Here is a 14,582-nt window from a genome sequence, read left to right on the forward strand (position 1 = left end):
AACTGGTCAAAGGCGCAATCATCGACCCCTCATGCGGCGGTAACCCGATCACGCTGACCGAAGACAACCTCACCGCGCTGTTCAAAGCGGCATTTTGAGCGTGAGCATTGGCATCGTTCTCATAATTCTGACCGCAGCTCTGCTGCATGCGATCTGGAATACTGTCGTCAAAACGGCCACTGACCGGACAGTCGCTCTGGGGTTGGTAGCGCTGGGGCATGTGATTCCGGGGGCGCTGATGGTAGCGGTTCTGCCGCTGCCTGATATCGAGAGCCTGCCGTATCTGGCAGGCTCGACGGTTGTGCATTTCGGCTATTTCTACATGCTTAACCAAGCGTATCGGCACGGTGATCTGAGCGTGGTCTATCCGATTGCGCGCGGTGTTGTGCCAGCACTTGTTGCGCTTTGGGCGGTGATCTTTGCGGGCGAGCATCTGCCGATGCAGGCCTGGATGGGGATTGCCGTGATTGCCACGGGCATTCAGGTGTCAAGTTGGTCGGTCCTGAGGCAGGGCGTTGGCAGGGCATCGCTTGTTTTTGCTTTGGGGACGGGTTTCTGCATCTCGATCTATTCGCTTGTTGATGGACTGGGTGTACGGGTGTCGGGGAACATCCTGAGCTATTGGGCATGGCATTCGGTGCTCCACATCTTTCTTGTCGGATTTGTAGCAATACGCCGGGGCACCTTGTTGCTGGATCTGCCATTGCGAACCTGGGTGATAGGGCTGGTGGGCGGAATGGTGTCGATGACGGCATATGGTCTGGTGCTTTACGCCAAGAATTTCGCACCGCTGGGCGTTGTTTCGGCTTTGCGCGAAACCTCTGTGATCTTCGCAGCCCTGATTGGGTTCCTGTTGTTGGGGGAAGGCAATCCCATTCGCCGGCTTCTGGCTGCGGTGATGATGGCGGCAGGGGTGACGATGATCGGTCTGTCGTCATGATCACGGGTCGGAGTTGCGGATGATTCTTGCACATAGCCCGGACTTCACCCGCCGCACCTCAAGCAGAGCAGATATTTTGTATAAATCTGACCAAAAACGGCAAAAAACCAAATTTGTCGCAAAAGATTTACATTTATTGTGGATTTTTGCGCGGAATTGTGACCGAGTTTGAACATGGATGATGACAGCGTAACCATCCCGCATCGTGGGCGAGAGCTTCTGGATGTATTGGCGCGGCTGGGTGGATCAGCACGCAATACTCAGATTGCGCAAATCATGGACGTCTCGGAGGAAACTGTTCGACGTCTGGTCAAGGCTCTGGCACGGGCAAACAAAGTCGAGCGCGTGCATGGCGGTACTTATCTGTCACGCGCGCAAGACACGCCCATGTTCTCAGGTGCGCTGGAACACAACGCTGATGAGAAAACCAATATCGCCAAGCGGGTCTGCGGGTTGCTTGAAGATGAAATGGTGCTGTTCATCACCGTCGGATCGACGATGACGCATGTGGCAGAGCAACTGCGCGAATTACGCGGGTTGACGGTTGTCAGCAATTCCTTGTCGGTGGTTGCCTCTTTGGCTGATCACAATGGAACACGGGCTGTGCTGGCAGGCGGCGAAGTAATCCGGTCCGAACGCGGCAGTTTTGGTCGCGCAGCCGAGGAGCTTGCGCGTCAGTTCAGCTATGATGCGGTTATCTGTGGCGCGGATGCATTGTCGCTGGTGGGCGGTGTACTGGCGTCCAACCCGCTTGAGGCGGAGCTGACCCGCGCGCTGCACGGACACACCCATCGCATGATCGTTGCAGCGGATCACACCAAATTTGGCGCGAAGGCAGCCAACGTATCCTGCCCATTCGACAAGGTCACTGATCTGGTGACCGATATAGTCCCACCGGACGCGTTTACGCCGGTTCTCAAGAATGCCGGAGTGAACGTGCATGTCGCGGTTAAAAACTAAAGACCACGGTCACAAGGCCGACACAGAAACGGCAGCTGACCCGTTACGCAAAACAAAGTGAACGAAACTTAGGGAGAGAACATGAAAAAGTTTCTTATGTCAGGTGTGGCCTTTGCCACAATTGGAAGCGCGGCCTGGGCGAATTGCCCAGCGGCAACCGTTGCGGACATGCAAGGGGTATCTGCCGGTGCATATCCTCAGCAATTTGATCTGTCCGAGTTTCAGTCGGCTGCAAACTGTACGCTCAGCTTTGCCGAAAACCCGGCCATTGGTGATCTGAACGGCATGATCCGCGGCAACGGTGATCTGCCTGCGGTGGCGGATCGCCTGCCGGCGGATCCTCTGGTGATCGTGCCCTATGACTCGGTCGGTCAGTATGGCGGTGTGCTGGACGCGCTGTCCAACGCGACCGAAAGCGGGACGTCGGACTTTCTGTCTGTGCGCCACGTAAACCTGTTCCGGTACTCGGACGACCTTCAGACCCTGGTGCCCAATGTGGCCAAATCCTGGAAATGGAATGATGATTTCACCGAGCTGACCGTGAGCCTTCGAGAAGGTCACAAATGGTCGGATGGGGCGCCCTTCACCTCAGCGGATGTTGTGTTCTGGTACGACAACCTGATGATGGACACCAATGTCATCGCCGAGGCGAAAGATTATGCGCTGGCGGGTGGCGAGCCCATGAAGGTTGAGGCGCTGGACGAAACCACCGTCCGTTTCACGCTTGCTGCGCCCAAACCGGGTCTGACCGAGACATTCTCGTTCACCTATGTGCAGCCTTACCAGCCCAGGCATTTCTTCGAAAAGTTCCACCCGGCGCTTGACGAGAACGCCGATGCAAACGCGCAGGCGCTTGGCTATGAAAACGGGTATGAGCTGATCAAAGCTTATTATGGCAACTCTGACTGGATGGACACGCCGTCACCAATGCTGACAGCCGGTGATAAGCTGGCAGTTCTTCCGACCGATACCATGCCGACGCTGGAAAGCCATATTCTGGTAAAGGAAAGCACCGAGGGTCGCCACTATGTGGCCAACCCCTATTTCTTCCAGGTCGATACGCAGGGTAACCAACTGCCCTACATCTCTGAGATGGACGAAACCTATGTTCCGGATGAGGAAGTCCGCACGCTCAAACTGCTGAATGGCGAAGTCGACTACAAGTCGCAGGGTGTGAACCTGACATCCGCTCCGGTTCTTCTCGAAGGTCAGGAGAACGGCAACTATACGGTCGAGGTGAAACCTTCGATCGGTTATCCTGTTCTGACATTCAACGTGACCGCTGAAGACGAAGCGAAACGGGCGATCTTTAATGATATCCGGTTTAGAACCGCGATGTCCGTTGCAATGGATCGCAACCAGCTGAACGAAGTGACCGCCTTTGGTCTGGGTACGCCGACACAGTATATCGGCTTCTCGCCGCGCCCGGATTTCGTCGATGAAAAATGGGCCAACCACGAGATCGAATTCGATACTGACCGCGCCAATGCGTTGCTGGACGAAATCGGTTTGGTCGACAAGGATGGGGACGGTTTCCGCGATCTGCCGAACGGTGATCCGTTTGTTCTGGACTGGCAGTTCTCGACCCAGCCTGCTTCGGCCCAGCTGGTGGAGCTGATTGCGCAGAACTGGAAAGACGTTGGCGTCAACACCGCGATCAAAGAGGTCACCTCGGACGAGTTCCGCGCCGCACAAACGGCGAACTCGCTTGATCTGGGCCTGTGGCTGAAAAGTCAGCCCGTCGGTTCGATCCTTGGCGATAGCGAAATCTGGGTGCCTCCGTTCGATGGGTATTTCGACGTCCGCACAGGTATGCTGTGGGCCGAATACATCTCTTCGAATGGCGAAAATGGTGTTGAACCGCCTGCGTGGGTTGCCGAGTTGAAGACCGCTCTGGATACCTATCAGTCCAGCGCGCCGGGTTCGGATGCTTCGGTGGCCGCTGCGCAGAAGATGGTCGAGATCATGACCGGCGAGCTGCTGTTCCTTGGTACCGTCAACGCGCCCGCGCCGATCTATCACTCGAATAACCTGCAGAACTTCACCGAGTTCAAAACGCAGTCTTACGAGTTCTATCGGACCTATCCGTACCGTCCCGCGCAATGGTGGTTGAGCGAGTAAGGTTTAGAAATAAGAAGGTGGGCGCTCGCGCCCGCCTTCGCGCATCCTGCGGGGACAGATATGTTGCAATTCTGCAGATTTGCCGCCACCCGGGCGGTTATGGCGCTGGTCACTCTGGTCATCGTATCACTGATCGTTTTTTCGCTGATGGAGCTGGTGCCCGGCGACTGTGCCGAGCGCTATTTGGCGTATAAGAACACTCAAGGCTCCGCGATCACCGTTGCAGATGTTGCAGCCGAACGTGCCCGACTGGGGTTGGACCAACCTTTCCTGACCCGATGGGCCACGTGGCTGTCGGGGGCGTTTCGCGGCGATTTCGGCGAAAGCTGCATTCTACGAGTGAATATCGCGCAATTGCTGGGCGACAAATTCTGGCTGTCGCTGTGGATCTGCCTTGGTGCTTTGACGCTGGCTTATGCCATTGCCCTCCCTGTGGGCATCATTTCCGCCGCCTCGCGCAGCGCGGCGCTGAACAACTCACTGCGGATCGTCAGCTATCTGGGTCTGGCGATGCCGAACTTCCTGCTCGCCCTGATGGTGATGCTGGTATCGACCGTTTATTTCGGCGAGACGCTGACGGGGCTGTTCTCACCCGAATACAAAGAGGCCCCCTGGTCGTGGGGCAAGTTTGTGGACCTGCTGAAACACGCCTGGCTGCCGATTTTCATCCTGGGCTGGTCGGCCACCGCTTTTGCGCTGCAGACCGTTCGCGCGTTGATGTCGGACGAGATCGGCAAGCTGTATGTGACGGCTGCTGCCGCGCGGGGTATCTATGGCCGCCGCCTGCTGTGGCGCTATCCGGCCCGCCATGCGCTGGGGCCCATCGTCAATAGCCTTGGCTTTGACCTGAACCGGATTTTCAACGAGCTGCCCATCGTGGCGCTGATCCTGACATTGACCGAAGCCGGGGCGCTGCTGCTTGAAGCTTTGGCCCGGTCGAATGACCAGCAGCTTGCGGGGGCCATCATCTTCCTGCTGACGGCATCCATCGTGACGTTGAATTTCTTCACCGACATTCTGCTTGCGGTGATCGATCCGCGCGTGCGCAAAAGTATCCTCAGGTGACCAGATGACTGCGACAATCGACAACCAAAAGGCAAAAGAAGCCTATTTCACCGCCTCGCAGCGTCAACTGATCTGGGCGCGGTTCAAGAAACAGCGGGCGGCAATGATTGCTGCCTCGGTTCTGGTGGTGCTGATCCTGTCGGGCATTTTCGCCCCGTTCCTGTCCCCCTACGATCCGACTGCCGCAGGGCGGGACAAAGATTATCTGAACGGCGCCCCGCAAATCCCGAAATTCTGCGACAGCAATGGCTGTTCGATCCGCCCGTTCCTGCATGGGGTGACCCGCGAACGCTCGTTAGCGACGAACTTTCGCTGGGTCGAGAAGGTGAATGAAGATGAACGCCGGTATATCCAGTTCTTTGTAAGGGGCGACAAATACAAGCTGTTCGGCTTCATACCCGGTGACATCCACCTGTTTGGTGTCGATAAGGGCTATGTTCATCTGTTCGGAACCGACAGTGCCGGCAAGGATATCTTCAGCCGGACATTGCACGCGGTGTGGACGTCGCTGCAGGTCGGAACGCTTGGGGTGATGATCTCATTCGTTCTGGCGCTCGCGATTGGCGGGGTTGCCGGGTATTATGGCGGCATGGTGGACAGCGTGATCCAGATGGTCACCGATGCGATCCGAACGGTTCCGGCCATCCCTCTGTTCATGGCGATTGCCGCCTTCATCCCGCCGGAATGGTCGGCTGAAACACGGTTCTTTGTGATAACGGCCATATTGGGACTGGTCGGCTGGCCGACACTGGCGCGGCGGGTGCGCACCCATCTGCTGACGGAACGCAATCAGGAATACGTGCTTGCAGCGAAGCTGTGCGGTGCATCGCCGGGCCACATCATCCGACGTCATCTGCTGCCCAGCTTCACCAGCTATATCATCGTCGATCTGGTGATCTCGTTCCCCTATATGGTCCTCAGCGAGACCGCGCTCAGCTTTATCGGGCTGGGGCTTAAAGATCCGGTCAACTCGCTGGGTGTGATGCTGCAGAATGTGACCAAGGCGGATGTTCTGCTGAACTACCAATGGTACTTCATCCCGGTCATCTTCTTCGTCGTGCTGGTGATGTCGTTCGTGTTCGTCGGCGATGGTCTGCGCGATGCGGCCGACCCCTATTCGGAGGCCCGCAAATGAGCCTGATCGATGTCGAAAACCTGTCCGTCCAGTTCAAAACCGATGAGGGGCTGATCACGGCGGTCGATGACGTTTCGTTTTCGCTTGCCCCGGGTGAGGTAATGGGGCTGGTCGGCGAAAGCGGATCGGGCAAATCGGTGACGGCAAAGTCGCTGATGAAGCTGAACCCATCCAACGCGATCTATGCGCCCGAAAGCCGGATCGATCTGCATCTGGACAACGGTCCGGTTGATGTGATGGCGCTGAAACGGCCCCGCGACATGGAGATCGTGCGTGGCGGGGCGATCAGCATGATCTTTCAGGAACCGATGGCCAGCTTTGCCCCCGCGATTACCATCGGCAAGCAGATGGTCGAACAGCTGCTGATCCACACGGATCTGAGCAAGAAGCAGGCCAAAGAACTGTCCATCGAAATGCTGGATCGGGTCGGCATCCTTGAACCTGCGGCCCGGTTCAACCAATACGCGTTCGAGCTGTCGGGCGGGATGCGTCAGCGGGCGATGATCGCCATGGCGCTTTCGACCAAGCCCAAACTGCTGATCGCGGATGAGCCGACAACGGCGCTAGACGTGACCATCCAGGCTCAGGTTCTGGATCTGATGAAGGATCTGGTGGCCGAGTTTGGCATGGGCATCGTCTTTATCACCCATGACCTGAGTGTTGTTGCCCAGACCGCCGATCGGGTGGCCGTAATGTATCTGGGCCGGATCCTGGAAAGCGGACCGGTGCGCGACGTGATCCGCCACCCTGCGCACGCCTATACGCGGGGTCTGCTGAACGCGCTTCCCAAACTCGACGATCTGGATGCGCCGCTGACCCCGATCCCCGGCGATATCCCGTCGCCGCTTGAACGCCCATCAGGCTGCGTGTTCCATCCGCGTAACCCGGAACTGAGACCCGGATCGCGGTACGAGACGGAACGCCCGCCCCTGACCGAGGTCAGCCCCGGCCATTTCGCAGCCATTTTCCCTGAAGATATCCCCGGCCAGCCATGACAAACGCATTGATCAAAACTGAAAACCTGTCGGTCGAGTTTCCCATCGGGGGCGGACTTTTCAATAAGCGCACGCTGAAGGCGGTCGACAATGTCTCGATTGAAATCCCGCAGGGCGCCTTTGTGGGCGTTGTTGGCGAATCCGGCTCGGGCAAGACAACGCTCGGCCGCGCGCTGCTGAATGCGGTGCCCGTCACCAGCGGCAGCGCCCGTTACGATGACGGAGAGGCGCAGTTCGATCTGACCAAGATGTCAGCCACTGACCTCAAGGACTATCGCCGCCGCGCCCAGCTGATTTTTCAGGATCCGTATGCGGCGCTGAGCCCGCGAATGACCGTGCGCGACATCATTGCCGAACCGCTGGAGGTCATGGGCCTGACCGGGTCGCGCGATGAAACGGATGCGCGAGTGCGCGAGATTGCGGCCAAGTGCCGTCTGAATCTGGAGCATCTGCGCCGCTATCCGCACGCTTTCTCGGGCGGGCAGCGTCAGCGGATATCAATCGCACGGGCCCTGGCCTGCAGCCCGCGTTTCGTGGTTGCAGATGAATGTGTGGCGGCGCTGGATGTGTCGATTCAGGCCGATATCCTGAACCTGCTGAAATCTCTGCAGCGCGACATGGGTCTGACCTTTATGTTCATCAGCCACGATCTGTCGGTGGTGGCCCATACCTGTGATTTCGTCGTTGTGATGTATCACGGCAAAATCGTCGAAAGCGCGCCAACGCGCGAGCTGTTCGCCGCGCCAAAGCAGGATTACACCAAGCGATTGCTTGACGCGATCCCGTCGCTGGACCCGGATCACCGAATGCACGCGTAAAGGGGCGTCCGCAATTTCAAAAGGAGATCGCGAGCGCACTGTTGCGATATCCCCGAAGTATGATGGCGGCCTGACGCCATTTGCAAGAGCCTGAGAAACAAGCGTTTTTCGGTCCCAAAACCTCGGATCTCATGTCGTCAATGCCACAGAGTGCCTGAGACAGTCTTCGCAAGTCTACTCCAACGAGACCCACAAAACCCGGGCATCTTCTTCGCTGGTCGAGATACAGCCATGTCCCATGCCGCTATCGTAGTAAAGGGAATCCCCGGCTTTCATCGGCAAAGGTCGATAGTGTTCTGAGACAAAGATCAGCTCACCGCTGATAACATACATGAATTCTTCGCCGCTGTGGCGAATCCAGTTCTCGAACTCGGATACATCGCGGGCTTTGATAGTCGCAATATAGGGCAGCATTCGTTTGCTGGTTAACTCCGGGCAAAGCAGTTCGTGCAGGTAAGTGGGGGTGTCGCGGAATTCGCCGCCACCCAGCGGAGTGAAATCGCGCCGTCCTGAAATGCCGCTCTGACCTGATTGCAGGAAGAGTTGCGGGGTGCTCATATCCAGTGCCTGAGTCAGCCTTCGTACAATGTCGAAACTCGGGCGTGTCTGGTTGTTTTCGATCTTGGAAAGGGTTGAGCGACCGATTCCCGCAGCGCGTCCCGCTTCCTCCAAAGTCCATCCTTTTGCACGGCGCGCGTCCCGGATTGAGCGCCCCAACGCGGCACCTTCGTCCTGTTCCGCCGGCCCGACGGCTTCGTTCGGACTGTCTTCGACCATCGAATTCTCCCAGATTTTCCGCAGGTTAACGATTTCCCCGTGCTTACACAACTTCACAACGAAGAGATTTATGTTGCCAATGGAGATATTATTCCACTATAGGAAACAAAATTTCGTACTTGGGATTCGGGTATCCAGGAGGGAACCATGTTTGCGAAACCGCTTAAAGACGCTGATCCGATTATCGCCGCATCAATTGCGCGAGAGGGCGAACGTCAGGCCGAGCAAATTGAGCTCATTGCGTCTGAAAATATCGTCTCGCGGGCTGTGATCGAAGCACAGGGTTCCGTTCTAACGAACAAGTATGCCGAGGGTTATCCCGGTCGCCGGTACTATGGCGGCTGTGAATACGTGGACGAGGTCGAGGTCGAGGCGATCGAACGACTCAAGAAACTGTTCGGCTGCGCGTTTGCAAATGTGCAGCCCCATTCCGGTGCACAGGCAAACGGGGCGGTCAAGCTGGCGCTGCTCAGCCCGGGCGACACCATCCTTGGCATGTCGCTTGATGCGGGTGGTCATCTGACCCATGGTGCCAAGCCGGCTCAATCCGGGAAATGGTTCCGTCCGATTCAGTATGGTCTGACCGCGACGGGGCTGATCGACTACGATCAGGTCGAAGCGCTCGCCAAGGCGGAAAAGCCCAAGCTCATTATTGCAGGCGCGTCGGCCTATTCGCAAAAGATCGATTTCGCCCGGTTTCGTGCGATTGCCGATGAGGTCGGCGCCTGGCTGCTGGCCGATATGGCCCATATCGCGGGCCTGGTTGCTACTGGGCTGCATCCTTCGCCAATCGGCCACGCTCATATTGTCACCTCGACGACGCACAAGACTCTGCGCGGCCCACGCGGTGGGATCATCCTGACAAATGACGAGGCACTGGCGAAAAAAATCAACTCGGCTGTGTTCCCCGGTTTGCAGGGCGGTCCGTTGATGCACGTGATTGCCGGTAAAGCCGTTGCATTTGGCGAGGCGCTAAAGCCGGAATTCAAAGAATACATGCAGCGCGTTGTCGATAGCGCGACCGCCTTGGCAAATGTCATGATGGCGCGGGGATGTGACATCGTTTCGGGCGGTACCGAAAACCACCTGATGCTGGTTGACCTGAGACCACTGGGTGTCACCGGTAAAGACGCCGAAGCGGCGCTTGAGCGGGCCGGGTTCACCTGTAACAAAAACAGCGTACCGGGTGATCCGCAAAAGCCGACGGTCACCAGCGGTATCCGGCTGGGTACGGCCGCCGGCTGCAGCCGCGGATTTGGTCCGGATGAGTTCAGACAGATCGGCCATCTGATCGGCGATGTTCTGGACGCACTGTGTCAGTCGCCGGACGGTGACCAGACTGTCGAAGCCCAGACCCGTGCCAAAGTCCGCGCCTTGTGCGCCAGCCACCCGATCTACTGAGGGATTGACCCAATGAGCATCTATGACCTCATCGTCATCGGGGGCGGCCCCGGCGGTTATGTTGCTGCGATCCGGGCGGCGCAACTGGGTCTGAAAGTGGCCTGTGTGGAAGGGCGCGGGACGCTTGGCGGGACCTGTCTGAATGTGGGGTGCATTCCCTCCAAAGCGTTGCTGACCTCCTCGGCCAAATATGCCGAACTTGCTCATCTCTCCTCCCATGGCATTGCGGTTGAGGGGGCCAGCATCGATCTGAGCGCCATGATGGGGCGCAAGGACAAGATCGTCGGCGATCTGACCAAGGGTATTGGATTTCTGTTCAAGAAGAACGGCGTAGAGCTGATTGAAGGCTGGGCCAGCATTCCTGCGGATGGGCAGGTCAAAGTGGGCGACGATGTCTATGAGGCCAAGAACATCCTGATTGCAACCGGCTCGGAGCCGACATCGCTGCCCGGGATCGAGATTGACGAACAGAATGTTCTGAGTTCGACCGGCGCACTGGCGATGGACACAGTGCCGGACCATCTGGTTGTTGTGGGTGCGGGTGTGATCGGGCTGGAGCTTGGTCAGGTTTGGGCGCGGCTCGGCGCGAAAGTCACCGTTGTTGAATATCTGGACCGTGTGCTGCCCGGGATCGATGGCGAGATTGCAAAGCTTGCTCAGCGCGCGCTTGCCAAGCGGGGGTTGAAGTTTCAGCTGGGTCGCGCGTTGAAGACCATCGAAAAGACCGAGTCCGGATTGACACTCTCTCTGGATCGTGTCGGCAAAGACAAGGAAGAGGTGATCGAGGCGGACAAGGTTCTCATTGCCGTAGGGCGTCGGCCTGTAACGCGCGGGTTGGGGCTGGAAGAACTGGGAATAACCCTTGACCCGCGCGGCTTTGTTCAGGTGGACAGCAGCTTCCGCACTACGGTTCCCGGCATCTACGCGATCGGGGACTGTATCCCCGGTCCGATGTTGGCCCATAAGGCCGAAGAAGATGGCGTGGCCTGCGTTGAGATACTGGCAGGGCAGGGTGGTCATGTGGACTACAACACGGTTCCGGGCGTGGTTTACACCGACCCCGAGGTCGCTTCGGTTGGTCTGACCGAAGAGGCGCTGAAAGAGGCAGGAACCGAATATTCGGTTGGTAAATTCGCCTTCATGGCCAACTCGCGCGCGCGTTCGACCGGTGAAACCGATGGCGCGGTCAAGGTTCTGGCTGACGCGGATGGCAAAATCCTGGGCGGGCATATCTGCGGCGCGCATGGCGGCGACCTGATTGCCGAACTGGTTCTGGCGATGACCAAAGGCGCAACCGTCGCCGAGGTTGCCGCAACCTGCCATGCACACCCGGCCATGGGTGAGGCGGTCAAAGAGGCCTGTCTCGATGCCATGGGCCGCGCAATTCACGCGTAACGGGGGACAGCAAGATGACCATCCAGCTTCGTCCCCGCCACCCGGAAAAGGCCAAGAAGGCCGACAGTGTCATCCCGCGCAAGCCCAGATGGATTCGCCGGAAAAAGATCGAAAGCGCCGATTACTACGAAACCCGCCGCCTGATGCGTGATCACGATTTGGCAACGGTCTGCGAAGAGGCGGCATGCCCGAACATTGGTGAGTGCTGGTCCAAGCGTCACGCAACCATGATGATCATGGGCGAGGTCTGTACGCGCGGTTGTTCCTTCTGCAATGTCGCGACCGGTCGCCCGGATGCGCTGGACGTGTTCGAACCCGGACGCGTGGCCGCCGCGGTCAAAAAGCTTGGCCTGCGCCATGTGGTGATCACTTCGGTGGACCGTGACGATCTGTCCGATGGCGGGGCCGAACACATTGCTCAGACCATCCGCGCCGTTCGTCATCAGAACCCCGGCACCACGGTCGAGGTGCTGACACCCGACTTTCTGGGCAAGGGCGCAGCGGCCGATATCGTGTTCGAGGCTGCTCCGGACGTGTTCAACCACAATCTGGAAACCGTTCCGCACCTGTATCCAACGGTACGCCCCGGCGCGCGCTACTATGCCTCGCTGCGGTTGCTGGACGAAGCCAAACGGGCCAACCCCGAGATCTTCACCAAATCCGGCCTGATGGTCGGTTTGGGTGAATGCCTGAGCGATGTCCGGCAGGTCATGGACGATCTGCGGGCCGCCAACGTCGATTTCCTGACTGTCGGTCAGTACCTGCAACCGACCCCGAAACACCATCCGATCGACCGGTTCTGGTCGCCCGAAGAGTTCGCCCAGCTGGAGCAGATCGCACGTTCCAAGGGCTTTTTGCACGTGTCGGCCACTCCGCTGACCCGTTCGTCGTTCCATGCGGACGAAGACTTTGCCGCCCTGAAGCAGGCCCGCCAGCGGACCATCGCCAAAGGGGCATAACCAAACGCAATTGGGAGGGAAACCATGGAAGCGTTAAATTCAATCGTAGGGGCCATCAATGGCGTCGTATGGGGGCCGCTGATGCTGGTTCTCATCCTCGGCGTCGGCTTCTTCCTGCAGGTCGGTCTGAAATTTATGCCGATCCTGCGCATCGGCACAGGGTTCAGCCTGCTGTTCAAAGGCCGTGAAGGGCAGGGCGAAGGCCAGATCAGCCCGTTCAACGCGCTGATGACTTCGCTGTCGGCAACCATCGGTACGGGGAACATTGCCGGCGTGGCCACTGCTGTCTTCCTGGGCGGTCCGGGCGCCTTGTTCTGGATGTGGATGACCGCCCTGGTGGGCATGGCCACCAAATATGCCGAAGCTGTCTGCGCGGTGAAATACCGTGAAAAAGACGAGCTGGGCAATTATGTCGGCGGTCCGATGTACTACATCAAGAACGGTCTGGGCGCGAAATGGGCCTGGCTGGGCGTTGCGTTTGCCCTGTTCGGCGCGGTTGCAGCCTTTGGCATCGGCAACGGGGTCCAGGCAAACGGTGTGGCTCAGGTTCTCGAGGCCAACTTCGGCCTGAACACTTCGGTCACCGGTGTTGTCCTGATGGTTCTGACTGCTGCCGTTATTCTGGGTGGCATCACCCGCATCGGTGCGGTTGCCGGTAAACTGGTTCCGTTCATGGCAGTTGCCTATATCATCGCCGGTCTGCTGGTTCTGCTGATCAACATCGGCAATATCGGTAGCGCTATTTCGCTGGTCTTCACCTATGCCTTTACTCCGTCGGCCGCCGAAGGTGGTTTCGCGGGCGCAGCCGTCTGGGCCGCCATCCGCTTTGGTGTGGCACGTGGTGTGTTTTCGAACGAAGCCGGCCTGGGGTCTGCTCCGATCGCGCACGCCGCAGCCGAGACCAAAGGTCCGGTCAATCAGGGCCTGATCGCGATGTTGGGCACGTTCATCGACACCATCATCGTTTGCTCGATCACCGGTCTGGCGATCATCTCGTCGGGTGCGTGGACATCGGGTGAATCCGGTGCAGCCCTGACCAGCCACGCCTTTGAGCTGTCGCTGCCGGGTATCGGCGGGTATCTGATCGCTATCGCGCTGTCGATCTTTGCCTTCACCACCATTCTTGGCTGGTCCTTCTACGGCGAGAAATGCGTCGAGTTCCTGCTGGGCGTCAAATCGCTGATCCCCTATCGCGTACTGTGGATCGTGATGATCTATTTTGGTGCAACCGCAGATCTGGGCTTTATCTGGCTGCTGGCTGACACGCTGAACGCCATGATGGCTATCCCGAACCTGATCGCCCTCGCATTGCTGAGCCCGATCGTCTTCAAACTGACGAAAGAGTTCTTCGCCTCAGGCGGTCAATCCGAAGAGCCGGGCGGCACACCTGCCGAATAATCTCGGATGAGCATGCGGGGGGCCATCCCGGCCCCCTGCCTTTGAAACAGAATTCCATATCTCGAGGAGAGACGTGATGGCCACGAAAATCCTGCTGCCGATTGATCACACCGACGACCGTTCGTGGAAGAACGCACTGCCGCTCGCACTGGAACAGGCGAAGTTTTATGGTGCCGAATTGCATGCGGTTGCCGTCATCCCCGAGATCATCCAGCTGCCGAACCTGCCCGCCAATTATGGGGCTGGTGCCAAGGAACATGTCCGGGGCGCGGTGCAGGCCGTTCTGGATCATGGCAATGCCTCCGATGTGAAAATTCACATCGAAGAAGGTAGTGTCTACCGCGAAATCCTGAAGCTTGCCTACAAGGACGGCTTCGACCTGATCGTCATGGCATCGACCAAAGGCGATTTTCCGAATTATGAGATCGGCCCGAACCTCGCCCGTGTCGTGCGCAACGCGCATTGCACCGTCACAGTTGTTCGCGACCAGTCTCGCTGATCGAAAGGTTAGAATTATGTCCGATATTAAACGCACGCCACTTCATTCTTTGCATGTTGAGTTGGGGGGGAAGTTGGTTGATTTTGCGGGTTGGGAGATGCCTGTTCAGTATCCTTTGG

The 14,582-nt window shown here is 58.1% G+C and carries 13 protein-coding genes; 12 read left to right on the forward strand and 1 reads right to left on the reverse strand.

The window, feature by feature from the left end; genetic code table 11:
• Positions 1-100: 100 nt before the first annotated feature.
• From ACR0K9_RS20945 to ACR0K9_RS20975, 7 genes are all read left to right on the forward strand, one after another.
• Complete coding sequence (locus ACR0K9_RS20945; protein ID WP_480825990.1) at positions 101-940, forward strand: EamA family transporter; 840 nt, start codon at positions 101-103, stop codon at positions 938-940.
• Between the two features lie 174 nt (positions 941-1,114).
• Entirely contained in the window at positions 1,115-1,900 is a 786-nt protein-coding gene (locus tag ACR0K9_RS20950; protein WP_480825992.1) for a DeoR/GlpR family DNA-binding transcription regulator, read from the forward strand.
• Positions 1,901-1,981: 81 nt separating this feature from the next.
• Positions 1,982-4,021: an ABC transporter substrate-binding protein gene (locus ACR0K9_RS20955; RefSeq protein WP_480825994.1), complete on the forward strand. Its 2,040-nt coding sequence runs from the start codon at positions 1,982-1,984 to the stop codon at positions 4,019-4,021.
• A 60-nt stretch (positions 4,022-4,081) separates the two neighbouring features.
• Complete coding sequence (locus ACR0K9_RS20960) at positions 4,082-5,086, forward strand: ABC transporter permease (RefSeq protein WP_480825996.1); 1,005 nt, start codon at positions 4,082-4,084, stop codon at positions 5,084-5,086.
• 4 nt (positions 5,087-5,090) lie between these two features.
• Positions 5,091-6,221 carry an ABC transporter permease gene (locus ACR0K9_RS20965; protein ID WP_480825998.1) on the forward strand — a complete coding sequence of 377 codons (1,131 nt, stop codon included), beginning with the start codon at positions 5,091-5,093 and terminating at the stop codon, positions 6,219-6,221.
• Positions 6,218-7,216 (forward strand): ABC transporter ATP-binding protein, encoded by a 999-nt coding sequence (locus ACR0K9_RS20970; protein ID WP_480826000.1) that lies wholly within the window; start codon positions 6,218-6,220, stop codon positions 7,214-7,216. Before ACR0K9_RS20965 ends, ACR0K9_RS20970 begins: the two co-directional genes overlap by 4 nt.
• Positions 7,217-7,224: 8 nt before the next feature.
• Positions 7,225-8,034 carry an ATP-binding cassette domain-containing protein gene (locus ACR0K9_RS20975; RefSeq protein ID WP_480826002.1) on the forward strand — a complete coding sequence of 270 codons (810 nt, stop codon included), beginning with the start codon at positions 7,225-7,227 and terminating at the stop codon, positions 8,032-8,034.
• Positions 8,035-8,208: 174 nt separating this feature from the next.
• On the opposite strand, the gene ACR0K9_RS20980 is transcribed toward ACR0K9_RS20975, so the two are convergent.
• A complete protein-coding gene (locus tag ACR0K9_RS20980; RefSeq protein WP_480826004.1) occupies positions 8,209-8,811 on the reverse strand; it encodes a helix-turn-helix domain-containing protein in 603 nt (200 codons plus the stop codon).
• Positions 8,812-8,958: 147 nt separating this feature from the next.
• On the opposite strand from ACR0K9_RS20980, the gene glyA reads away from it, so the two are divergent.
• The 5 genes from glyA (at position 8,959) to ACR0K9_RS21005 (ending at position 14,463) form a co-directional block, all read left to right on the forward strand.
• Positions 8,959-10,212 (forward strand): serine hydroxymethyltransferase, encoded by a 1,254-nt coding sequence (gene glyA, locus ACR0K9_RS20985; RefSeq protein WP_480826006.1) that lies wholly within the window; start codon positions 8,959-8,961, stop codon positions 10,210-10,212.
• A 12-nt stretch (positions 10,213-10,224) separates the two neighbouring features.
• Positions 10,225-11,607: a dihydrolipoyl dehydrogenase gene (gene lpdA / locus ACR0K9_RS20990; RefSeq protein ID WP_480826008.1), complete on the forward strand. Its 1,383-nt coding sequence runs from the start codon at positions 10,225-10,227 to the stop codon at positions 11,605-11,607.
• Positions 11,608-11,621: 14 nt separating this feature from the next.
• Entirely contained in the window at positions 11,622-12,566 is a 945-nt protein-coding gene (lipA, locus tag ACR0K9_RS20995; RefSeq protein ID WP_480826010.1) for a lipoyl synthase, read from the forward strand.
• Between the two features lie 24 nt (positions 12,567-12,590).
• Positions 12,591-13,964 (forward strand): alanine/glycine:cation symporter family protein, encoded by a 1,374-nt coding sequence (locus ACR0K9_RS21000; RefSeq protein WP_480826012.1) that lies wholly within the window; start codon positions 12,591-12,593, stop codon positions 13,962-13,964.
• A gap of 76 nt (positions 13,965-14,040) precedes the next feature.
• Positions 14,041-14,463, forward strand: coding sequence for a universal stress protein (locus ACR0K9_RS21005; protein WP_480536532.1), 423 nt, complete (start codon positions 14,041-14,043; stop codon positions 14,461-14,463).
• Positions 14,464-14,582: the final 119 nt, after the last annotated feature.

Source organism: Ruegeria sp. L12, from assembly GCF_056531745.1.

Coding starts and splice junctions, on each gene's coding strand:
- ACR0K9_RS20950 (WP_480825992.1), top strand. CDS start 1,115: ATGGATGATGACAGCGTAACCATCCCGCATCGTGGGCGAGAGCTTCTG.
- ACR0K9_RS20955 (WP_480825994.1), top strand. CDS start 1,982: ATGAAAAAGTTTCTTATGTCAGGTGTGGCCTTTGCCACAATTGGAAGC.
- ACR0K9_RS20960 (WP_480825996.1), top strand. CDS start 4,082: ATGTTGCAATTCTGCAGATTTGCCGCCACCCGGGCGGTTATGGCGCTG.
- ACR0K9_RS20965 (WP_480825998.1), top strand. CDS start 5,091: ATGACTGCGACAATCGACAACCAAAAGGCAAAAGAAGCCTATTTCACC.
- ACR0K9_RS20970 (WP_480826000.1), top strand. CDS start 6,218: ATGAGCCTGATCGATGTCGAAAACCTGTCCGTCCAGTTCAAAACCGAT.
- ACR0K9_RS20980 (WP_480826004.1), bottom strand. CDS start 8,811: ATGGTCGAAGACAGTCCGAACGAAGCCGTCGGGCCGGCGGAACAGGAC.
- glyA (WP_480826006.1), top strand. CDS start 8,959: ATGTTTGCGAAACCGCTTAAAGACGCTGATCCGATTATCGCCGCATCA.
- lpdA (WP_480826008.1), top strand. CDS start 10,225: ATGAGCATCTATGACCTCATCGTCATCGGGGGCGGCCCCGGCGGTTAT.
- lipA (WP_480826010.1), top strand. CDS start 11,622: ATGACCATCCAGCTTCGTCCCCGCCACCCGGAAAAGGCCAAGAAGGCC.
- ACR0K9_RS21000 (WP_480826012.1), top strand. CDS start 12,591: ATGGAAGCGTTAAATTCAATCGTAGGGGCCATCAATGGCGTCGTATGG.
- ACR0K9_RS21005 (WP_480536532.1), top strand. CDS start 14,041: ATGGCCACGAAAATCCTGCTGCCGATTGATCACACCGACGACCGTTCG.